The organism is Listeria grandensis FSL F6-0971 (genome assembly GCF_000525835.1).
Lineage (GTDB): Bacteria > Bacillota > Bacilli > Lactobacillales > Listeriaceae > Listeria_A > Listeria_A grandensis.
This window is the reverse complement of sequence record NZ_AODD01000013.1, coordinates 62696-82765: the sequence shown is the minus strand read 5'-3', so window position 1 is coordinate 82765 and position 20070 is coordinate 62696. Positions and strand designations below refer to the sequence as shown.

The 20070-nt window shown below is 41.0% G+C and carries 19 protein-coding genes and 1 pseudogene; 13 read left to right on the top strand and 7 right to left on the bottom strand.

Going from position 1 to position 20070, the window contains the following annotated elements; translation table 11 throughout:
• The first annotated feature begins 23 nt into the window (after window positions 1-23).
• The 3 genes from PGRAN_RS09000 (at window position 24) to PGRAN_RS08990 (ending at window position 3004) form a co-directional block, all read left to right on the top strand.
• On the top strand, window positions 24-1469 hold the full coding sequence (locus PGRAN_RS09000) for an AcpB/EbpR/MafR family transcriptional regulator (protein WP_036066582.1): 1446 nt from the start codon (window positions 24-26) through the stop codon (window positions 1467-1469).
• A gap of 169 nt (window positions 1470-1638) precedes the next feature.
• On the top strand, window positions 1639-2205 hold the full coding sequence (locus PGRAN_RS08995; RefSeq protein WP_036066580.1) for a cyclic nucleotide-binding domain-containing protein: 567 nt from the start codon (window positions 1639-1641) through the stop codon (window positions 2203-2205).
• A 118-nt stretch (window positions 2206-2323) separates the two neighbouring features.
• Complete coding sequence (locus PGRAN_RS08990; RefSeq protein ID WP_036066579.1) at window positions 2324-3004, top strand: Crp/Fnr family transcriptional regulator; 681 nt, start codon at window positions 2324-2326, stop codon at window positions 3002-3004.
• Between the two features lie 47 nt (window positions 3005-3051).
• Here PGRAN_RS08990 and PGRAN_RS08985 read toward each other — a convergent pair whose 3' ends face one another.
• Both PGRAN_RS08985 and PGRAN_RS08980 read right to left on the bottom strand, forming a co-directional pair.
• The gene (locus PGRAN_RS08985) at window positions 3052-6435 is read right to left on the bottom strand and encodes an ABC transporter permease (protein ID WP_036066578.1); all 3384 of its coding nucleotides are present in this window, start codon (window positions 6433-6435) and stop codon (window positions 3052-3054) included.
• Window positions 6436-6445: 10 nt separating this feature from the next.
• The gene (locus PGRAN_RS08980) at window positions 6446-7147 is read right to left on the bottom strand and encodes an ABC transporter ATP-binding protein (RefSeq protein ID WP_036066576.1); all 702 of its coding nucleotides are present in this window, start codon (window positions 7145-7147) and stop codon (window positions 6446-6448) included.
• A gap of 544 nt (window positions 7148-7691) precedes the next feature.
• On the opposite strand from PGRAN_RS08980, the gene PGRAN_RS08970 reads away from it, so the two are divergent.
• Window positions 7692-8060 carry an ArpU family phage packaging/lysis transcriptional regulator gene (locus tag PGRAN_RS08970; RefSeq protein WP_036066572.1) on the top strand — a complete coding sequence of 123 codons (369 nt, stop codon included), beginning with the start codon at window positions 7692-7694 and terminating at the stop codon, window positions 8058-8060.
• Between the two features lie 42 nt (window positions 8061-8102).
• Window positions 8103-8357: a BhlA/UviB family holin-like peptide gene (locus PGRAN_RS08965; RefSeq protein WP_051998544.1), complete on the top strand. Its 255-nt coding sequence runs from the start codon at window positions 8103-8105 to the stop codon at window positions 8355-8357.
• Between the two features lie 53 nt (window positions 8358-8410).
• Here PGRAN_RS08965 and PGRAN_RS08960 read toward each other — a convergent pair whose 3' ends face one another.
• The 3 genes from PGRAN_RS08960 to PGRAN_RS08950 all read right to left on the bottom strand — a co-directional run bounded on the left by PGRAN_RS08960 (window position 8411) and on the right by PGRAN_RS08950 (window position 11967).
• Window positions 8411-9313, bottom strand: a complete 903-nt coding sequence (locus PGRAN_RS08960) for an ABC transporter permease (RefSeq protein WP_036066655.1) — start codon at window positions 9311-9313, stop codon at window positions 8411-8413.
• A 5-nt stretch (window positions 9314-9318) separates the two neighbouring features.
• Entirely contained in the window at window positions 9319-10269 is a 951-nt protein-coding gene (locus PGRAN_RS08955) for an ABC transporter permease (protein ID WP_036066570.1), read from the bottom strand.
• A 135-nt stretch (window positions 10270-10404) separates the two neighbouring features.
• Window positions 10405-11967, bottom strand: a complete 1563-nt coding sequence (locus PGRAN_RS08950) for an ABC transporter substrate-binding protein (RefSeq protein ID WP_036066569.1) — start codon at window positions 11965-11967, stop codon at window positions 10405-10407.
• A 179-nt stretch (window positions 11968-12146) separates the two neighbouring features.
• Here PGRAN_RS08950 and PGRAN_RS08945 point away from each other — a divergent pair, with 179 nt between their 5' ends.
• Window positions 12147-13121, top strand: coding sequence for a DNA polymerase beta superfamily protein (locus PGRAN_RS08945; protein WP_206537361.1), 975 nt, complete (start codon window positions 12147-12149; stop codon window positions 13119-13121).
• Window positions 13122-13159: 38 nt separating this feature from the next.
• Here the strand turns inward: PGRAN_RS08945 and PGRAN_RS08940 are convergent.
• Window positions 13160-13718: pseudogene (locus PGRAN_RS08940) on the bottom strand (DUF1269 domain-containing protein).
• 156 nt (window positions 13719-13874) lie between these two features.
• On the opposite strand from PGRAN_RS08940, the gene PGRAN_RS08935 reads away from it, so the two are divergent.
• From PGRAN_RS08935 to PGRAN_RS17785, 5 genes are all read left to right on the top strand, one after another.
• Window positions 13875-14240, top strand: a complete 366-nt coding sequence (locus tag PGRAN_RS08935) for a VOC family protein (protein WP_036066568.1) — start codon at window positions 13875-13877, stop codon at window positions 14238-14240.
• Window positions 14241-14362: 122 nt separating this feature from the next.
• The gene (locus PGRAN_RS08930; protein WP_077913905.1) at window positions 14363-14542 is read left to right on the top strand and encodes a type II toxin-antitoxin system Phd/YefM family antitoxin; all 180 of its coding nucleotides are present in this window, start codon (window positions 14363-14365) and stop codon (window positions 14540-14542) included.
• A 20-nt stretch (window positions 14543-14562) separates the two neighbouring features.
• Entirely contained in the window at window positions 14563-15069 is a 507-nt protein-coding gene (locus PGRAN_RS08925; RefSeq protein ID WP_376701057.1) for a GNAT family N-acetyltransferase, read from the top strand.
• A gap of 167 nt (window positions 15070-15236) precedes the next feature.
• The gene (locus PGRAN_RS08920) at window positions 15237-15434 is read left to right on the top strand and encodes a hypothetical protein (protein ID WP_036066565.1); all 198 of its coding nucleotides are present in this window, start codon (window positions 15237-15239) and stop codon (window positions 15432-15434) included.
• A 6-nt stretch (window positions 15435-15440) separates the two neighbouring features.
• Window positions 15441-15758 (top strand): type II toxin-antitoxin system RelE/ParE family toxin, encoded by a 318-nt coding sequence (locus PGRAN_RS17785; protein WP_077914647.1) that lies wholly within the window; start codon window positions 15441-15443, stop codon window positions 15756-15758.
• 81 nt (window positions 15759-15839) lie between these two features.
• Here PGRAN_RS17785 and PGRAN_RS08915 read toward each other — a convergent pair whose 3' ends face one another.
• Window positions 15840-16865: a LacI family DNA-binding transcriptional regulator gene (locus PGRAN_RS08915; RefSeq protein WP_036066564.1), complete on the bottom strand. Its 1026-nt coding sequence runs from the start codon at window positions 16863-16865 to the stop codon at window positions 15840-15842.
• A gap of 205 nt (window positions 16866-17070) precedes the next feature.
• Here PGRAN_RS08915 and PGRAN_RS08910 point away from each other — a divergent pair, with 205 nt between their 5' ends.
• Window positions 17071-18750, top strand: coding sequence for an alpha-amylase family glycosyl hydrolase (locus PGRAN_RS08910; protein WP_036066563.1), 1680 nt, complete (start codon window positions 17071-17073; stop codon window positions 18748-18750).
• A gap of 55 nt (window positions 18751-18805) precedes the next feature.
• Window positions 18806-20062, top strand: a complete 1257-nt coding sequence (locus PGRAN_RS08905) for an ABC transporter substrate-binding protein (protein ID WP_051998542.1) — start codon at window positions 18806-18808, stop codon at window positions 20060-20062.
• The last annotated feature ends 8 nt before the right edge of the window (window positions 20063-20070 follow it).

The window sequence follows — 20070 nt, the reverse complement described above, 5'->3', positions numbered from 1 at the left end:
GATTGGGAGAGGGGATAAACGCAATGAAAAGTATTGTTTCGGCCACATCGTATCGTAGGTTAGTTATTTTAGATGTGTTGTTTAGCTCAGAGAAGCCAGTCAGCAAAAAAATCTTAACAGAAGTAGCAACGTGTGGATTAAATACCCTGAATCAAGATATAATAGCCATAAATGATCTTTTTGCAGAAGATTTGGCGCAAGTTGTAGAAGTGGACAAAAAATTATTTTTACATGTACCACCAGATATTAATTTCGACTATCTAGTTGCTTATAAGATTACAACAAGTGACTTATTTGAACTTAGTCTATCGATGTTTAATGATGAAAAACTATTACCTCATGAGTGGGCAACGAAGAAATATGTCGGACTTACGAGTTACTATGCCAAGCTGAAGGAAATGGATACGTACCTTGCAGAGAGTAGGCTGATATTAAATAACTCGCCGTTACAAATTTTAGGGCATGAGATGAATATTCGGTTTCATTTCTTTTACTTGTTCAGTAAATGTTATCCGTATTCTGGATGGATTATAGAAGACTTTGATTTTGAGACGATCGATATTTTTATTAAGAGTATGGAAAGCAATTTACGGATATTTTTCTCGCTAACGGCTAGGATGGATTATGCGATTGCTATTGGTGTTTCGCTCACTCGCATTAAGCAAGGCTACAAAGTTGAGTTGCTTGACGAAGCAGATTACATGGATGATTTAGAAGAGTACTATGAGGCCAAAAAAATTGATTTTAGTAGTTTGGAGAAACAACTTGGAGCCCCATTGGATAGAGAGGAGCGGCATTTGATTTTGCTGTTAAGTGCGCTAGGTTCGTTTTCTTATTTAGATCATTCGCGGATTGAATTCAGAATGGCTTATCATGAGAAATATCGCTCTAAGCGTTATGAAGTGGGGGTAGCCATTGCTTCCCTCTTGAAAGATAAAGTAACAGACTTTGATACGTTACTAGCTACAGTGCTCGATTATTTAACGCGTTTTACATTTGTTGAGAAGAAGCATTTAATTCCAGATATTGATTATTTTAGTAAACAAAAGATACCTGAGAATCAAATGATGGAAGATATACTGGGTGTACTAGCAAGTTTTGAAAAACAACCGGGCTATAGTTATATTCGGGATAATAAAAATATTATTGCCAATCATATAAACGATTTATTTAGTTTTGTGCTGTTGAATGAGATTGAAGAGAGTCGCTTACATGTGAAGGTGATTTCTAAAAACGGCTATTTTTGGGAGATATATTTGAAATCAGAAATTCGCAAGTATTATACGGAGGAGCTTGTTGTGTTTTGTGAAGATTTAGAGCCTCGAGAACACGAACCAGATTGCGATCTTATCTTAAGTGATTTCCCGTTACAGCAAAAGTATGATATCGATGTTTTGGTATGGCATATGCCCCCAACGGAACGAGATTTATTACGATTTAGGAGTTTTGTATATAGGGAAGAACAATAAGTTGAAAAAACGCCTCATTATGGGGTGTTTTTTTTGCGAAATTTCTGGAAAACTAGATTTTTGAAGAAAAGAAAAGCAGTAAAATAAGAATACAGAAGAGTCTTAGCAAAAAAGGATGGTACGCTGAGGTGTACATTGTCCAGTATTACAAAAGGAGGGCAAAGAAAGCATGTACGAAATTATCCATTTGAAAAAGGGAGATCGCTTTACAGAAGTAGGGGAGTACGTTGTTTTATCTGGTATATTAGCGTGCAATGTGTCACAGCATTTAGTGAAATTTATCAGTCAAGGGGATATGTTTATTTGTGATTCCTATTTTAGTAATGGAGCGGTTGTTTATGAATCAAAACAAGATACAAAATTAGGGAAGCTCATTCAGCAAGATTCAATCTTGTATAGCAAACGACGGGAACGTCAAAAAAATGAGATTACACAATTGTTGTTGGATCGAATTGATTTATTAGTTTTACCGACTAGAGAGCGGATTATGGTATTTCTTTTTCAATTAGCGAACCAGATCGGAACCGTGCACGAGGAGGATTGTCATATACCAAGAGTACTGACGCAAGTTGAGTTTTCTAAGCATGTAAATTGCTCTAGGGAGTACTTGTTTGGCATTCGAAAAATCTTGATTGAAGAGAATTGGATTTTAAAGAGCCGAGAATGGGTGCTGTTGAATTGGAACAATTGGGAAAAGGGGATGGAGCGAATAGCAGAGGATTCCGAGTTTAAATAAGTATCCCGAGTTTCATAAAAAAGATAGTATCTAGCTATTTTGTGAAATAGGGCAGTGAGGGCTTAAAAATCTGGTAGAGTTATAGTTGTAAGAGGAAACTTTTGAAGGAGGCGCTTAGATGAATAACATAAAAAATATGCCAACCCCCGACAAGATTATAACGGATTTTAGCCAAGCGGATTTTATAGATATTTTAAAGCAGGAGATAGAAGGTGTACCGAAAGTCTTTAAAAAGGGAACCGTTATCGAAGAAAGCGACAAGGAGGGACTTGTCTATGTCATCGCAAGTGGGCAAGTCAAGGTGACGAAAAATGGCGAAATAGTAGCGTTTTTGGGAGAAGGAGACATGTTTGGTTTACCTGATTTCGTAGTGAAAACTCGCGCGGCTTACACGTTCACGGTTCTTTCTAAGGAGTTAATGACAGAAAAATATCAACAAGCGCATGTTTTAGAAAAATTAAGCACAATAGAAGGCAGCTTTTTTTATTACTATGGTTATGTACAGAGACGATTAAGATGGCTAATAAACAAGGAAGTTTTGCTACTAATGAGTGTCGAAAAGCGGACAGCGCAGGCTTTACTAGACTTAGCATTAAAATTTGGAATAACGGAAAAAGGTGATGACTTGGTACGTTTTCCGAAGGCGATTAGTCGTGCCAATATAGCTAAGTTTTTGAATATCCAACATTATAAATTAACGGAAACATTGCAACAGTTGCAGAGTATGGAAGCCATCTTTCCGATGAGACGTCAGTTTCTTGTGGACACATATAAGCTAAGAGAAATATTGGAAGGATAGGAATGAAAAAGATTTCCCCTACAAAATTTGCAGAGGAAATCGCGTATTTATTCAACTGATTTAAGAGCTTCGATCATATCTACGCGTTTTAGTTTGAGATGCATGACGATCATGACGAGCGTTGAGAACAGCAGTGTTAGAAGCGCTGCGTATACATAACTCATCGCATGGATCGTCGGGCTGAACATCAAAATATCAACTTCGGCTGTTGATGTGACGAAGCGATGCAAGAAGGTACCAAGCACGAAACCGACTACGATCCCCATCAAACTTAGAATCAGGTTTTCGCGGTAAACATACATCGTGACTTCTTTTGGATAGAATCCGAGTACTTTGATGGTGGATAATTCGCGAATTCGCTCGGAAACGTTGATGTTCGTCAAGTTGTATAAAACGATGAAGGCGAGCGCCGCAGCTGAGATAATCAGGACGATGATGACGATATCTAGACTGTCCATCGTGCTGCCGAATGCGTTGCTTGCTTTATTTGTGTAAGTGACGGCGAGCACAGCTGGATTTATGAGTAATTTTTCCGCAAAATTATCTTGCCATTTTTGATCCGTATTTTTAAGTTGTAGCAGTTGTGTGTTGTATTCTGGTTTGTCTTGGAAAACTTGCTGGTAGTAGGTTGGCGTCGTGTAAATATAGTGCATCGCGTAGGTTTCTGTGATGCCAGTGACCTTGATTTTGTAGCGATGGTTGTCGCCGTCTTTGATCGTTAAAGAATCGCCAGGTTTTACGCCGTAAAGTTTCGCCAGCTTTTCCGAGAGTACCGCGCCGTTATCCGTAAGTGGTACGGGAGCGTGGGTTTTACGGTCGCGCAATGTGACGTAGTTGCTGAAATTCTCCATCGACTTCGGTGTAATCAGAGTGAGAGCTTGATTTGCGACACCTTTTTCGACTGCCGTCATATTTTTTTGACCAACATCGAGGGCGCTTTTAACATTTGGCGTATTATCGATGATATCGTTGTAGTCTTTGAGCGGTGTTTTGGTGGCATTGCTGTCCAAAACGACCACAGCATCATACTTCATAATTTGGTCATATTGTAATGGCACGATATCACCAATTGAATTCTTGAGACCAAAGCCGGTGAGTAGAAGCGCCGTACAGCCTGCCACACCAAGGATAGTCATCAACATTCGCTGTTTATAACGGAAGATATTGCGCGCTGTCACTTTACTTGTGAAATTCATTCGCTTCCAGATAAAAGGCACGCGTTCCAACAAGATTCGTTTCCCGTTTTTTGGAGCTTTCGGGCGCATCAGGGAAGCAGCGTTTTCTCGCAATTCCGCGCGACACGACACAAAAGCTGTCAAAGTGGTACAAAACAGTGCAACGGCAAGCGAAATCAAGCTATAGCTCCAATAAAATGAAATATCAAGCGCTGGCAAATTATAAAGGGAGCCATAAGCAACAAAAATAATCTGCGGGAAGACTTGAAAACCAATTGCGAGCCCAATTACTGTCCCGGCTAAGCTTGCGAGCGAGCCGTATACAAGGAATTTAGCGATAATATCGATATTGCTATAACCGAGTGCTTTTAGCGTCCCAGTCTGTGTTCTCTGTTCCTCAATCATCCGCGTCATTGTCGTTAAACAAACAAGCGCTGCAATTAAAAAGAAAAACACCGGGAAAGCGGTAGAAAGTGAGGCAATCCGATCCGCATTGTCTTTATATTCTGTATAACCAGGATTGTCCGTTCGATCACTAATAAAATACTTAGGTAATTCGAGAGCGTCTAACTTTTCTTGCGCCATTTGGAGATCTTTCTTTGCTTTTGCAATTTCTGCAAGAGCTTTCTTCTTTTCTTTTTCAAAAGTTGCTAAATTGGCGGCGTATGCTGATTCAGCATTGTCCAATTGAGCTCTGGCATCGTCAAGCTTGGCATAGCCTGCAGTTTTGGCGTCGGCTAGTTGTTGCTTTCCTTTCTTTAGTTGAGCCATTCCGCTTGCATAATCTTTTTTGCCTTGCGCAAGCTTCACTTTTGCTTGATCTAATTCGCGTTTCTTTTCAGCTAACTGACGCTCTTTGTTCGCGAGTAGTTGGCGATTTCGGTTAATTTCAAGTTGTGCATCTGCAACTTCTTTATTGGCACGCGTTAATTGTCGCGATGCTTCTGTTTTCAAGCGGTTTAACTGTGCTTCAGAAAGTGTCCCATCAAAATAGTCTTGCACATAGTCACCGAGTTCAGGGTTAAACATATCCGCATTGTCGATAATTTCTTGCTGCGTTTCTGGATCTAAGTCTACAGTTGGAATATCACCCAGCGTGTAGTCCTTCACAGCATCATAAAAGCGCTGTACCATCGCAAGTTGTGTTTTGCTATCATCAAGCGTCATTTGCGCGTCTTCGAGCTCCTGATGCGCCTCTGCTAACTGTGTTTGCGCATCGCTAATTTGGGCTTGCCCATCTCTTATTTTGCGTTCTGCGACAGCGATATCTTTCTTCGCTTTCGCAAGCTTGGCTTCATTTCTGTTAATCTCGGCCTGACCTTGCGCCAACTTCGTTTCCAGTTCGCGTTTTCCGTCCTCATATTCCGTCCAGCCTTGATCAAGCTTCGCGCGCGCAGCATCTAGTTTCTGCTGATTTCGATCAAGCTTAGCCAAACCATCTGCAATCTCCCGTTTTCCATCCTCAATCTTTGCTTGCCCATCGGCCTGAATTGCACTGAGCCTTGCTTTTGGCTGCTCCTTCAAGGCGTTCTTCACAAGCGCCGTGTTGCGCTCCATTGCCGAATCATACTCATCGCTGTAAGCCTCCGAGTCAGCCGTATTATCAAACGTCAAAAGTGCCGTCGAATAATACTTCGCGTCAAAATCGCTTTCTGGAATCACCGCAAAAATATCCGCACGCCCATTCCCAATCGTGGATGTTCCACGAGTTCCTTTCTCAATGTATGAAGCCGAAGAAACCGTTCCAACTACAGTAAAAGTCGCGGTGTGGAATTTCCCCTTTATAGCACTTCCATCGCTGTTCACAAACGTAAGCTTGTCACCGATTTTATAACGGCTTGTTGCTTTATTGACCGAATCGAGCGCGATTTCGCCACTTTTCTGTGGTAGGTGTCCTCGCTCAACCGTATATTTATTGACTAAATTGTTTGGCGATAAAGAAAAAACCTTCGTAATCAGTAACGAATCCCGAAACATCACATCTGCCGTATAGCCTGGTTGCACATCTCTCACACCAGGAACGTCATTTAAAATGGCGATATCCTCTTTATTCAAACCGTATGTCGATTGCACCTGTAAGTCCATCAAATTTTGCGAATCGTAGTATTTATCGGTTGTATGGATCATGTCGGGTCCAGTTGCCTTCAAGCCTACAAAAAAGGCTACACCTAGCGCGATCAGTAAGAAAATCGAGATGAATCGTCCTTTAGATTTTGCGATTTCTCGCCATATGTCTTTCCATAATGCTTTTTTCATCTGATTCTCCTTACCATTCAATGCTGTCGATCGAAACTGGATTTTTTTGGATTTTTATATCGCGAACTTTAGCATTATTAATCTCAATGATCCGGTCAGCAATTGGTGTGATCGCTGTATTATGCGTAATGACAATCACTGTCGTACCAGTATTCCGGCACGTATCCTGCAACAATTTTAGAACCGATTTCCCGGTGTTATAATCAAGTGCTCCCGTAGGCTCATCGCATAGCAGTAACTTCGGCTGTTTCGCAAGCGCACGCGCAATGGCGACACGTTGCTGTTCCCCACCAGAAAGTTGCGCCGGAAAGTTATCCATCCGTTCTTCGAGTCCTACCTGCTTCAAAACCAACTCAGCATCCAGCGCTTTCGGCGATATTTGCGTTGCCAGTTCCACATTCTCTTTCGCCGTCAAACTAGGCACCAGATTATAAAACTGGAATACAAAACCAACATCTTGTCTCCGATATCCCGTCAATTGCTTCGCGGTAAATGCCGCAATATCAGTCCCATCAATGTAAATATGCCCCTCATCGCTCATATCCATGCCACCCAAAATATTGAGTACTGTCGATTTTCCAGCACCAGAAGGCCCGACAATAATAACAAATTCGCCCTGTTCTATTTGAAATGTAATCCCATCATTTGCCGTCACTATTTTCTCGCCTAACTGGTAGCGTTTATAGATCCGATCCATTTCGACAAAAGCCATGCAAGCATCTCCATCCATCTGTTAGTTTTCGAACATTAATGTTTTTATTATAGCATAAAATATTCAAAAAAAACTCCCAAATTATAAAAAAATAAACCGCTTTAACCTAGCTATACAGCCAACTAAAAAAACGATACAGAACAAGTGTTCGTTTTTTCCTTGACTTCGGTTTCAGAGGAGTTTATAGTAAGGTTACTCCTTAAAAATGGGGCAAGGGAGAGAGGAATATGAATAAAAAAAGACAGAGAGAAATCAACATTCTATTCTCGCGGCTAGTTGATTTTCACAATGAACAAGCGGTTACCTTTCATAAATGCAATCGCAAATGCTTCATATGTCATAAAATCAAAAATCTGAGAAAAGAACAAGTAAAACTAGAAAATAATGATGAGGAAGCGAGTACTATGCGCACACAATTATCTTTAATCAGCTATTACTCGACATACTCTAAACAACAATTAGCATCATGGAATGCACAGGAGCGAAATGAACTCTATGAAATGATTCTAACCAAAATAAAGCAGTCCTAGGGGGAGCATAATGAATGAGCAAATGCAAAGAAGCCGAGCGTTTATTATTCAAGTACCACACATTATTATTAAGCCTACCAAAGCGAAGCATGCCAAGACGCACGAAAGAAAATGGCTTGAGGCTAACCAAAAAAATCGCAGAAACACCTTCATATGCCGAAATTAGACGAGTGACAGATGCGATAAATAAGTTAAATAGTGATCAACGGGAGGTCATTATAACAAAGTATATGTCACGAAAGAAGCAGACCAATATTGAGGTATATATGAGTATCGGGTGGAGTGAATCGCATTTTTACAGACTTAAGAAAAGCGCGTTAGAAGATTTATTAGAAGCGTATCTTGCGGAGAAAGTACAGAATCAAGCAACGTTAGTTCGCTAACAAAAGTAAGGAATATCATACTAAAATGGGGGTATGATGGAGATGGAGAAGAAAAACTATTACAGTTTGGAAGTGATTATTACGGGATTAGAGAATTTAGTGGCTAACGCAACCGAGATCACCTTTGGCATCTTATTTGTAGCATTGCTTGTCTGGATGATGCGGAAGAATGACGAGCGGGAAGAGCGTTACCAAAAAACAATTGATAATTTGAGCGAACTCGCCAGTGAAATTAAAATTATTGAACATGCCGTTAACGAAATGAGAGCAGATGTTATCGAATTGAAAGTAAAATAAAGAAACAGCCGGAAGATGTGGCGAAAACCACGCTTTCCGGCTGTACATAATCATTATTTATGAATATCTCGAGGTTCCAAGCCTTTTCGGAACACATCGCCAAGAATGTTAAACGACAGAATCGTAAGTAGAATCAAGGCGCCAGGAAAGAGTGCTAAATAAGTAGCATCTCCGATATAACTCTGCGCGTTGTTTAGCATACTACCCCAAGACGAATTAGGTTGTTGTACACCAAGTCCCAAGAAACTAAGGGCAGATTCGGTTAGAATAGCAGCTGCAATATTTAACGAGGCAGCAACAACGATAGAAGGCATCGCGTTTGGGATGATATGTCGAATGATGATGTGCCAAACACCTGCACCACTGGACTTAGAGTACAGGATGAATTCTCGCTCTTTTAATGATAGTGTCTCCGCGCGTACAATCCGGGCGACATCCATCCAAGATAAAAGACCAATAATCAAGATGATATTTCCAATACCAGGAGTTAAATAAGCATTTAAGATCATCAACAAGAAAAATGCTGGAATTGACATAAAGATATCTAAGAAGCGCATTAGTAAACTATCTACAATACCACCGAAATAACCACTGATTGTTCCCGCGACCGTTCCCACAACAAGGGCAATTAACATAGCGAGGAAACCAACAGTTAATGATACTCGGCCTCCGTAAAGGACACGTGTAAAATAATCGCGCCCATGATCATCGGTACCGAACCAGTGCGATGAACTAGGTGGCAACAGTTTATCTTGAATCGATAGCGCATTCGGGTCATACGGAGACAGGAAAGCCAGGCCACAAGCTAAGGCTAGCAGGACTAATAGACCAATAGCAAAGAGTCCACGCTTTTCGCTCAATAGGAAATGCCAGAATGTACGTTCACGTGGTAATTGTGCCTTTTCAGGAGGCTGAACATTTTTTGGTTTAGTGAATTTAGAAAAATCGGCTTTCATCATGATTAGCTAACCTCCCTTATACGCGGATCGATAATCGTGTAGGCGACATCGGCAAGCAAGTTACCGATAATGAGTAACAGGGCGGAGAACATGGTAATAGCCATAATCATCGGATAATCTAATTGAAAAATAGCGTTTATACCAAGCGATCCCATACCTGGCCAAGAGAAGACACTCTCGGTTATGAACGCGCCAGTAATGATTTGAGGTAAATACATACCGAGTAAAGTGATAACGGGAAGCAACGAATTTTTCAAGACATGGTGCTGCATAATTTGCGCTTTGGAAAGCCCTTTGGCATAGCCGAACAAGACGTATTCTTCTTTAAGCTGATTAATGGTGTTGGAGCGAACATAGCGGTAATAGGAGGCGCAACCTTGAAAAGTGAGCGCGGTCACTGGAAGTATAGCGTGTTTTGCTACATCCCAGAAAGATTCTACACCGATTGTACGCATTCCAAGGCTTGGCAACCATTGCAATTTGATCGCAAAGACATCAATCAAAATCATGGCAAACCAAAAAATCGGGATGGAAATACCAACGTAAGATATTGCATTTAGAACACGATCTAGTTTTGTATTTTCATAGGCTGCGGCAATCAATCCGAGTGGAATAGAAAATAATAGCGTGAAAAATAGCGCGGTGCCCATTAATCCAATGGTCGCAGGGAGTCGTTCTATAATTTGTCCAAGAACGGGCTGGTTATTAATTAAGGAGTACCCGAAATTACCTTGTAGCACATTTCCTAGCCATTTAAAATATTGCACATAAATGGGCTGATCGAGTCCAAGGCTTTGACGTATTCGTTCCACGTCATCGGGATTCATGTTTGGCGTAACAAAAGAAGAGATAGGATCTCCAGGCGCCAATTGAACCAATGCGAATGACACAAGCGAAATGATGAAGAGCATCGGTATGGTTTGTAACACACGTTTGAATATTGTTTGTATCATGAAGACAAGCCCCTAACAAGAAAGTATAGTTAAAACAACGTAAAGCCCTCACCGGTAGGAAAAAATAAGCTTTCCTACCAGTTTGGGGCTTTCATTTATACACATTAGGCTATTATAGCATGCGAGAGACCAGTTTTACTTAATATAAAGCTTGGACAAATCGCGGAACATGGTTACAGGTTGAGGTGTTGCTTCTTTTGTGCCTTGATATTGCTTGCCGATTGCTAGGACTGCGTTGTCATAAGAGATTGGGTAAATAACAGCGTCATCAGCAATGGTTGTTTGAATTTGTTCATAGATAGTTTGACGTTTTGCCTCATCAGCGGTAACGGCGCCTTCGTTCCATAGTTTGTCCAGTGCCGGATTGCTGTAGTTCATGTAGTTGTACGGTTCACCAGTCATATATAATGTTTTATATGGATCAGGATCATTACCCATGATATAACCACCGAGCATCAAGGAGTAGGCGTCACTTTTGCGATCGAGTGTGATATTATTCATTGCGGTTGGATCTGTCGGTTTTAGTTCCAAAGAAACACCAATGGATTTTAATTGTTCTTGAACATAAAGCGCGATACTTTCTTGGGCTTTGCTGTTATTTAGGTAGATGATGTTTAGTTTATCAGAAGATTTATAACCACTCTTAGCTAACAGTTCCTTAGCTTTTGTTAAGTCTTGATTGTATGTTTCGACTTTGTCGGTAAAGAATTTCGTGTTCTCTGTTAAGAAAGAGCTAGCTGGTTTTGCGTATTCTTGGGAACCGTAAGCAGCATCGATCAAGTCTTTGCGATCCAGTGTCAGGGAAATAGCTTGGCGTAAGTCTTTCGATTTCAGAGCCTTCACATTTTGGTTGAAAGCAATATAGCTAAGTCGATTTTCTGGGTATGTGATGATGTTGACATCACTTGCTTTCTCTACTTTATTACGCTCGGCAGGTTGGATTGCTTTGAGGTTGATTTCACCATTTTGCAAAGCGAGGTTGGCAGCATTTTGATCTTTAGTAATACGATATGTTACTTTATCAAGTTTTGGTTTGCCATCGAAGTAATTATCGAACTTCTCTAATGAGTAGTACTCACCTGATTTATAATTGACAAATTTATATGGACCGGAGCCGACTGGAGCGTTATTTTTATCGCTCTTTCCAATATCAGCAACGCCATCAAAAATATGTTTTGGAATTGGATAGAAAGTTTTTAGTGTATTTTCAAATGCTGGTGCTACTTGTGGTAACGTGAATTTTACGGTAGTTGCATTTTCAGCTGCCACTTTGACTGGCTTGTTATTAAAGACCCAGTTTCCGCGGAATGGGCTGTTTTGTTTTTCATCAATCATCGAATTAACACTGAAAACAACGTCGTCAGCAGTTAATGGTTTACCATCATGCCAAGTTAGACCGTCTTTTAGTGTTACTGTATACGTTAAACTGTCAGGAGAAATATCTAGTTTATCGGCTAAAGCGGGCTTACCATCATACTCCCAAAATAGTGGTGCGTAGAGGGCTTGTTGAATAGTTAGAGACACTCGGTCACTGGAATAGAGAGGGTTAACAACTTCGGGGTCACCAGGGACACCAATAATAATAGCGTTATTATTTTTAGAGCCGCTTGCGCTATCCGAAGAACTTCCAGAACCGCCACAAGCTGCTAGTACCAACATTAAGGCCAATGTAAAAATGAATAAGATGCTTTTTTTCATACTTTCTCCCCTTTTCTCATAGATCTTCTTGTAATTCTTACTTGATAAGTAGGAATTGGTTATACTTAAAATACCCTGATTAGCTTTCAAAGTCAAGATATTTTTACTGGGATAAAAACTATTTTTAGGTATGGTTTTTTTGTTATAATTTAGGTATAGAGAATAATAGGCGGAAAGGAGTGGTTGATTTGGTGGGGTATCACGCAATGGTGAAGACATCGGCATATGATTTTTTGCGAGAGAATGGAGATTTGCAGGGCATTGCTTATTTGGTTGCTAGCGGTTCGCATGGCTATGGTACGAATGTTGCGACAAGTGATTTAGATCTTCGAGGTTTTTTAATAGAAGATGAGCGTTATTTGTTGGGACTGCATACTTTTGAACAGTTTGAAGAGAAGGAGACAGACACCGTTATTTTTGGCGCGCAGAAATTTATCAGGTTATGTGCTCAAGGAAATCCGAATGTCTTGGAATTGCTTGGTGTGGAGGAAGCTGAAATTGTGATTTGCACGGAGGCGGGGAAAATGGTGCGAAGTCATGCAGAATTATTTTTATCTAAGCGGATTGAGCAAACATTTGGAAACTACGCGAATGCGCAATTGAAGAGACTACAAAATGCGTTAGTTCGGAATGAAGAATCACATGCGGTTCGGGAACAGCATATATTAGAAACGTTGCAGAAACAAATGAGCAATATAGAATCGAAATATGCAATCATGGGGCCTGATGGGTTGAAACTGCGAATGGAAAATACCGAGATTGTCATGGATGCTGAGCTATCTGGGTATCCGCTGCGAGATTTTATAGGGATATATGGAGAGCTGCAGGGGACGATGCGGACATATGAAAAATTGGGAAAAGCGGACCAGCCTAAGGATTTACCGCGCTTGTATAAGCACGCGATGCATTTGGTTAGAATGCTTGTGACTGGCAGGGATATTTTAGCGGGGAAAGGAATTATAACGAAGCGGGTAGCAGAGCATGATTTGTTAATCGCCATTCGAAAAGGGGAGCTATCTTTTGCAGAAATTTTTGATCGGGTAGCGGTATTGCAGGTGGAATTTGAACAGGCAGCCAGAGAGACGAACCTTCCGGAGCAGGTTGATATGCAAAGTGTAGAGGATTTGCTGATTTCTTTATATAAACGAGCATAGGAAAACCCAGCATAAAAGTAGCATGCTGGGCCAAGTTTTTAATCTTCTTTTTTGTTAAACCAACGTTTTTTAGCGCTTGTTTGTGCTTCCTTTTTCAGCTTGTTTTGCTTCGTTGATTTCGTGAGATACCAGCGCTTCGTCCATGCGGATGACGCGGCCGCCTAGTTTATTATTTACTAGATCATTAATGTATTCGTTATGTTCTTCTTCGGCGATGAGGATAACACCGGTTTGATCTTCGGGGATCGTTTCTAATGTCTTCTCGAAGACGTTCATCGCATCGCGAATTTCTTTAGCATCTTGTGTTGAGCCGATGATAGCACCGGTCATCCAACCAAGGAGAACGCCTAGTGGGCCGCCCAAGATACCAACAAGCATGCCGATTAGACTACCTTTCATGTTTTTGTCGCCACCTGTGAAGTCAAGGAAGTCTTTCGCGTTTATTTTATGGTTATGATCGTGCTCTACGACTGCCATTTGTTCCCCGCGAATTTTTCTTTCTGTATGGAGTGTTTTAATTTCTGAGAATGCTTGATAGGACTTGCTTTCTGTTTCGAAGTTCATGATGAGAACTGTTTTATTTGTTTGCTTGCTCATGTCGAATAGCCTCCTAGTTTTCTATGAAATATCGGCAATTTGTGCCTCAGTTCCAGTATACTCGTTCTGTGCGCTAAAACAAAATGTTAACTGTTTTAGTTTTGGCTCGAATGTTTAGGGAAATGAATGATAATAAAGTTAGTTGGAGGAGATAATATGATTAAAGGTTTGGAAGGTATTAATATTGCAGTGAGTAATCCGGAACAGTTTGTGCGCTTCTATAGTGAACAATTGGGTGTGCCACTTGTTTTTGAAGGGCATGGTGCTTACAATGGGGCAAAATTGGCTTTTTCACGGGAAGCACCGGGTGTTATCGTTTGGAGTAAGGAGAACGATGACGTAGCGACGCAAGGCCCTACGGAATTTGTTTTTCGATCTGAGGATCTAGATAAAACCTATGAAATGCTGAAATTTAATGGTGTGGATATTCAACCACCGTTTTTAGCGGATTGGGGCGGCAAGGAACTTCGGTGTGCTGATCCAGAAGGAAACAGTGTTTTGATATTAGAGGGTGCTTATTGAATTGGAGGAATACGGAAACAGCTGATGGAAGATTATCAGCTGTTTTTTTTGTATATTTCACTAGCTATTATATCATAATTATGATATAATAATGATAATATTATGATAAGGAGGGCAAGGAAATGCCTGAAATTAGACCGGTTTCTGATTTAAGAAATAATTTTACTGATATTTCCAAGATTGTCCACGAACGTAGTGAACCCATTTTTTTGACGAAGAATGGGCATGGAGATATGGTAGTGATGAGTATCGAGACTTATGAGGAAATGTGTCAGTATGAAACGCGTGCTGTGACGAAATAAATTGGGGAATGGTGAGAGATTTGGAGAAAAAACGAAATTACCATGTGAAGTTTTTGACGGAGAATGATGTGGCACTAGCGGAGGCTGTTTGCGCAAAATGTGAGGATTACTTTTTAATGGAGCAAGGATCGGGCGCAACGAGAGAAAATGCGCATACCATTATTACGGAGATTCCAGAGGGAAAAACAAAGCATGACAAATTTGTTATGGCTGTACTTGATGAAGCGGATAAACCAATTGGGCTTATTGATGTTGTAGCAGATTTCCCGAGAAAGGGACAATGGATTATTGGCTTATTAATGCTTATTCCAGAAGAACGAGAAAGTGGTTTTGGGAAAGTTCTTTATAAAGTGATTAAAGATTGGGCGACAGACGGAGGAGCAGACTCCTTGCGCATCGGTGTTTTAGATGAGAATGCAGAGGCGATTGGATTCTGGTCGCATCTTGGATTTGAGAAGGAAGAAGAGAAGCAGCGAACTTACGGGAATAAAGAGCATGTTGTTCACGTAATGACTCAAAAAATATAAGTACTGGAAGACGGCATTCTGATTTTTAGGGTGTCGTTTTTTTGTAAGGGGTAGAAAAGCGAAGGAACTAGTTGAAAAAACGAATTTGACACAAAATGAATGAAATGCTTTTAAAGTGCTGTGAAATGTGTTACGATGGTGATAACAAAAATGGAGGTGCAAATGATATGACATCAAGCATGGAAGATAGCATTATCAATGAAACAGCTACCAAATTTGCCTATGAACATAGCTGGATAGCCCTGACGGATGAGATAGTTAATGAGAAGATTCAAGAAGCAGAAAACGATTTTGCAAGTGGGGATACATTCTCTTGGGAAGAAGTGAAGAGAAGAGTGAGAATGAAGCCTGCAACAGATTGGTAATAGCGTATGACTGAAACTGTGAAGATAAGATTTTCTAAGCATGCTAGCCTTGATTATGATCGAATATCCCTTTATTTAGTGGAGGACTTATGCCAATTTCAAGCAGCGCAGAAGTTCAGCGAAGGTATAGAGTTGCTACTGTTAAACTTAGCGAGTTTTCCAATGCTTGGGAAGCTATATGACAATGGGAAGCTTATTTCCAAGCCATATCGCAGAGCCAGTTTTGATCGATATACTGTTTTTTTATCTTTATCACGAAGATCGACAATTGATAGAGGTTTATCGAATTCTATCGGGAGTGGCGGATCACTCGATTTTGATTAAAGATATAGGAGAAATGTATGAAATATAAAGCGCTGGATAAGATGTAACCTAGTGAGTGGCTACATCTTATCCAGCGTTTCTTCAGGCATTCAATCGAATAATGGACGCGCCGCTAATGAGCTTCGTGTCGATAATGGTATTTTTGTTTTGTGCACCTGTTTGTTGGATTAGCTGGAAAAGTAATTCGGTTGCCGTTTGTCCCAGGCGTTTTGTTGGGATATCAATCGCGGTCAGTGGTGGTGATAGGAATGTTGAGACAACACGATCGTTATAGCCGACGATGGACAGGTCTTGGGGAATGGATAACTCGTGATCGGCAGCGACTTTATATATACTGAGTACTTTTAAATCGTCGGTGGCAAAAATAGCAGTCGGTCGATCTGGATGAGAAAGTAGCTGGTTTGCGGCATTATATGCATCTTCGGCGGTGTAGCCACTGTCTAAAATCCAGTCACGGCGTATATCTAAATTATGATCGAATAGGCAGCTACGATAACCGGCTAGTCTATCAATGGAGACGTGATAGTTCAGCGGTGCATGCAAACAAGCTATATTTGTATGCCCGTGCTGGATAAGTAAGTTTGTAAGTTCATAGGAGTCTTTGAAGTTATCGGTATCCACAGAGTAGACGTTGGTATAATTACCATCAATCTTTCCAGTTACGACGATGGGGATATTGTATGGATCTAGTTTCTCGAAGAAAGATTCGTCAGCAGGGGAGCTGAGCATAATAATACCTTTAATCATTTTTTCTTTAATTTTAGTGATGCATTTATCGAGCTCGTCGTCTGTATTGCGAGATGTTTGTAGGATGAGATCGAAATTTTCATCTTCGGCAATCGCGGAGATGGAATGAATGATTTCTGAGAAAAACGGGTTTCCTGCTGTGGTCTTTGTTGGCCGGTTGGAAATGACCATAATAGCATCAAAGCCTGAGCTAGTAAGTGCTCGTGCCAGTTTGCTGGGTCTATATTGCAATGCTTCGATGGCATCTAAAACACGCTTTTTCGAGTCTTTCGATATATTTGCTTGGTTGTTCAATACTCGCGAAACGGTAGATTTTGAAACGCCTGCGTGGCGGGCGATGTCGTAAATGGTGGCTCCCATTCGTTGTCCTCCTTGTATATATCTTGATGAGACCGTTCCCATCTTTATAAACTCTATTCTACTCAATTGTGGTAAAGATGTCCAATATGACATAATTCGCTTTCTACAAGAGCTAGTAGTCGTATCAGAAAAAATACTATTGACAGAAAGCGCTTTCTGTAATATACTCATTTTTGTGGGAGCGGTACCATAAAAGGAGGCTAAAATGGATATTCTTTTAAAGCGTTTAGAAAGTATATATGAAAGTGAAAGCGTTGTATCTATTGAAAAAGAGATACGTGAACGTGTATCTAGAGCGAAAGCGAATGTGAGGAAACGGAAGCAAGGCTGGGATCAGCGCGATGTAGTTATGATTACATACGGCGATCAGTTTTTTAAAGAGCAGGAGCCGACACTGAGGACATTGAGGGAAATGTATGATGCCTACTTGAAAGAAATGTTTGAGGTAGTGCATATTTTGCCGTTTTATCCATATTCGTCGGATGATGGTTTTTCTGTGATCGATTATAAAATGGTGGATCCGAAGCTCGGTAATTGGGAAGATGTGAATGCGCTATCGAATTCAGTCCGGCTAATGTTTGATTATGTTTGTAACCATATTTCGGCGAAAAGTGAGTGGTTTCAGGGGTATTTGAATAATGATCCGGAGTACGCTGATTTTTTCGTGGCGATGGCGCCAGAAACGGATTTGTCGACAGTTACTAGGCCGCGTGCGACGCCTGTTTTGACGGAATTTAAATTATCAAATGGACAGAAAAAGCATATTTGGACTACGTTTAGTGAGGATCAGATTGATTTGAATTTTAGTAATCCAAAAGTGTTGCTGAAAATGATTGATGTGTTGGCATTTTATTTGGAAGAAGGGGCAGAGTACGTAAGGCTGGATGCGGTCGGATTTATGTGGAAAGAGCCGGGAACGTCGTGTATTCATTTGGAAAAGACGCATGAAATTGTGAAGCTATTCCGTGATGTTTTGGACGAGATTGCACCAGGAACGGTGATGATTACGGAGACGAATGTGCCGCATAAGGACAATATTACTTATTTCGGAAATGGCCAAGATGAGGCGCATATGGTGTATCAGTTCCCGTTGCCGCCGCTTGTTTTGCAGGCGATACATACTGGTGATGGTCAAGCATTGTCAGGCTGGGCGCGTGATTTGGAGTTGCCTGGAACGGATGCTACGTTCTTTAATTTTCTCGCGTCGCATGATGGTATTGGTTTAAATCCGATTCGTGGAATTTTGCCGGAAAAGGAAATTTTGGCTTTGGTGGCGGATTTGGAAGCGGAGGGTGCGCTTGTTTCGTATAAGCAGAATCCGGATGGAACGCAGAGTCCGTATGAGATTAATGTGACGTACATGGATGCATTGAATCGCTTGGCAGACAATGATGACACGCGGTTACAACGGTTCTTGTTGGCGCATTCGATATTGCTGACGATTCCTGGTGTTCCGGCGGTTTACGTGCAAAGTATTTTAGGCGCGCGAAATGATCTGGATGGTGTCGCGGAAACGGGGCATAATCGCTCCATCAACCGTAAAAAATACCCGATTTCGGAGATTGAAGCAGGACTTGCGGACGAGAAAACATTGATGCACCGCACTTTTGAGGGAATTAAAGAAATGATTCAAGTTCGTAAAACGCAAGCTTTGTTCCATCCTAATGTGCCGATGGAAGTTGTGGATTTAGGGAAAGAAATTTTTGCGATTAGGCGTGTGGATGCTTCAGGGGAAAGTATTCTGGTGTTGCATAACTTGTCTGATCAGCCGATATCGTGTGATGTCGCTGCAAACTGGGATATTTTAAAAGATCAGCCGATTTCTGGGAGCGCTCCAATCGTACTTGCTCCTTACGAATTCTGTTGGCTAACAAACAAAAACTAGGAGGGTTTTAAGGTGAAAAAGAAGAGGGTCGATTGTACTTGCCGTTGTATTACTGATGAGTGTTATTTTGGCGGCGTGTGGCGGTTCATCGGGAAACGGGGATGATAAAGCAGTAACGATTGAATTTATGCACTCCTCGGTGGAAAAGGAACGTTTGGATGTTATCAAGAAATTGGTATCGAAATTTGAAAAGGAAAATCCAAATATTAAAGTGAAACAAGTGCCAGTAGAAGAAGATGCGTTCAATACAAAAGTTGTGACGTTGGCTCGAGCTGGTGTGTTGCCGGAAGTTTTGGAAGTAAGTCAAGATTTTGCGAAAGTAATGGATAAAGATAAATTGATCGATCAAGCGGCGGTCAAAGATGTTATCCAAAAGGTTGGCGAGGATAGCTATTATGAAGGCGCGCTGAACCTAGTTCGTTCTGAGAATGGGAAAAGTTATATCGGCGTCCCGCTTACAGGCTGGGTGCAAGGTATTTGGTATGACAAGAAAGCACTGGCTGCGGCCAATTTCAAAGAGCCGGAGAATTGGAATGATATTTTGACAATCGCGAAGCATTTTACGAATAAAGCGGATAAGAAATATGGTATTGCAATTCCTACAGCAGAAGGCGCGATGGCGGAGCAAGCATTTTCTCAGTTTGCACTTTCCAATGAGGCGAACGTGTTAGATGCGAAGGGCAACATTACGATTGATACGAAGGAAATGAAACAGGCGTTGACATTTTATAAAGAATTGTCGAAATATACAATGCCTGGATCGAATGATGTAACGGAAATCAAGGACGCGTTTATGAATGGTACAGCTCCGATGGCGATGTATTCGACGTATCTTTTGCCAGCGGTGTTCACAGACGGGGACCCAAGCAATATTGGATTTATCATTCCAGAAGAAAAAGAAAAAGCGGTGTACGGAACGGTTTCGGCGCTGGCACTTTCGGATGGTTTGGATAAAGCACAAAAAGATGCTGGGAAAAAATTCGTGGAGTTCCTATCAAAACCTGAGAATCAAACAAACTGGGTATTAATGTCTCCAGGTGGGGCGCAACCCGTAAATAAAGGCGTTATCGAAAACGCAGCATACAAAAATAATGAAGTCGTGAAATCGTTTGGCGCTCTGTCTGAAGAAATCGCGAATTCGTTTAATGACATTCAGATTTTCGGTTTAGTTGACGGCAAAAACTTTACCAAGATGGGCGATATCACAAGCTCAGGAGTTATTGCGAAAATGGTGAATAATGTAACAGTTGGTGACAAAAATGTCGAATCGGAGCTTAAAAAAGCGCAGAAAACGGCTGAATCTAATGACTAAGAATAAGG

Excerpts from the sequence above, each read along its gene's own strand:
- PGRAN_RS08995 (WP_036066580.1), top strand. The coding sequence starts at position 1,639 with ATGTACGAAATTATCCATTTGAAAAAGGGAGATCGCTTTACAGAAGTA.
- PGRAN_RS08935 (WP_036066568.1), top strand. The coding sequence starts at position 13,875 with ATGATTAAAGGTTTGGAAGGTATTAATATTGCAGTGAGTAATCCGGAA.
- PGRAN_RS08920 (WP_036066565.1), top strand. The coding sequence starts at position 15,237 with ATGACATCAAGCATGGAAGATAGCATTATCAATGAAACAGCTACCAAA.
- PGRAN_RS08915 (WP_036066564.1), bottom strand. The coding sequence starts at position 16,865 with ATGGGAGCCACCATTTACGACATCGCCCGCCACGCAGGCGTTTCAAAA.
- PGRAN_RS08965 (WP_051998544.1), top strand. The coding sequence starts at position 8,103 with ATGGAGAAGAAAAACTATTACAGTTTGGAAGTGATTATTACGGGATTA.
- PGRAN_RS08960 (WP_036066655.1), bottom strand. The coding sequence starts at position 9,313 with ATGAAAGCCGATTTTTCTAAATTCACTAAACCAAAAAATGTTCAGCCT.
- PGRAN_RS08955 (WP_036066570.1), bottom strand. The coding sequence starts at position 10,269 with ATGATACAAACAATATTCAAACGTGTGTTACAAACCATACCGATGCTC.
- PGRAN_RS08930 (WP_077913905.1), top strand. The coding sequence starts at position 14,363 with ATGCCTGAAATTAGACCGGTTTCTGATTTAAGAAATAATTTTACTGAT.
- PGRAN_RS08970 (WP_036066572.1), top strand. The coding sequence starts at position 7,692 with ATGAGCAAATGCAAAGAAGCCGAGCGTTTATTATTCAAGTACCACACA.
- PGRAN_RS09000 (WP_036066582.1), top strand. The coding sequence starts at position 24 with ATGAAAAGTATTGTTTCGGCCACATCGTATCGTAGGTTAGTTATTTTA.
- PGRAN_RS08980 (WP_036066576.1), bottom strand. The coding sequence starts at position 7,147 with ATGGCTTTTGTCGAAATGGATCGGATCTATAAACGCTACCAGTTAGGC.
- PGRAN_RS08910 (WP_036066563.1), top strand. The coding sequence starts at position 17,071 with ATGGATATTCTTTTAAAGCGTTTAGAAAGTATATATGAAAGTGAAAGC.
- PGRAN_RS08985 (WP_036066578.1), bottom strand. The coding sequence starts at position 6,435 with ATGAAAAAAGCATTATGGAAAGACATATGGCGAGAAATCGCAAAATCT.
- PGRAN_RS17785 (WP_077914647.1), top strand. The coding sequence starts at position 15,441 with ATGACTGAAACTGTGAAGATAAGATTTTCTAAGCATGCTAGCCTTGAT.
- PGRAN_RS08990 (WP_036066579.1), top strand. The coding sequence starts at position 2,324 with ATGAATAACATAAAAAATATGCCAACCCCCGACAAGATTATAACGGAT.
- PGRAN_RS08905 (WP_051998542.1), top strand. The coding sequence starts at position 18,806 with ATGAGTGTTATTTTGGCGGCGTGTGGCGGTTCATCGGGAAACGGGGAT.
- PGRAN_RS08950 (WP_036066569.1), bottom strand. The coding sequence starts at position 11,967 with ATGAAAAAAAGCATCTTATTCATTTTTACATTGGCCTTAATGTTGGTA.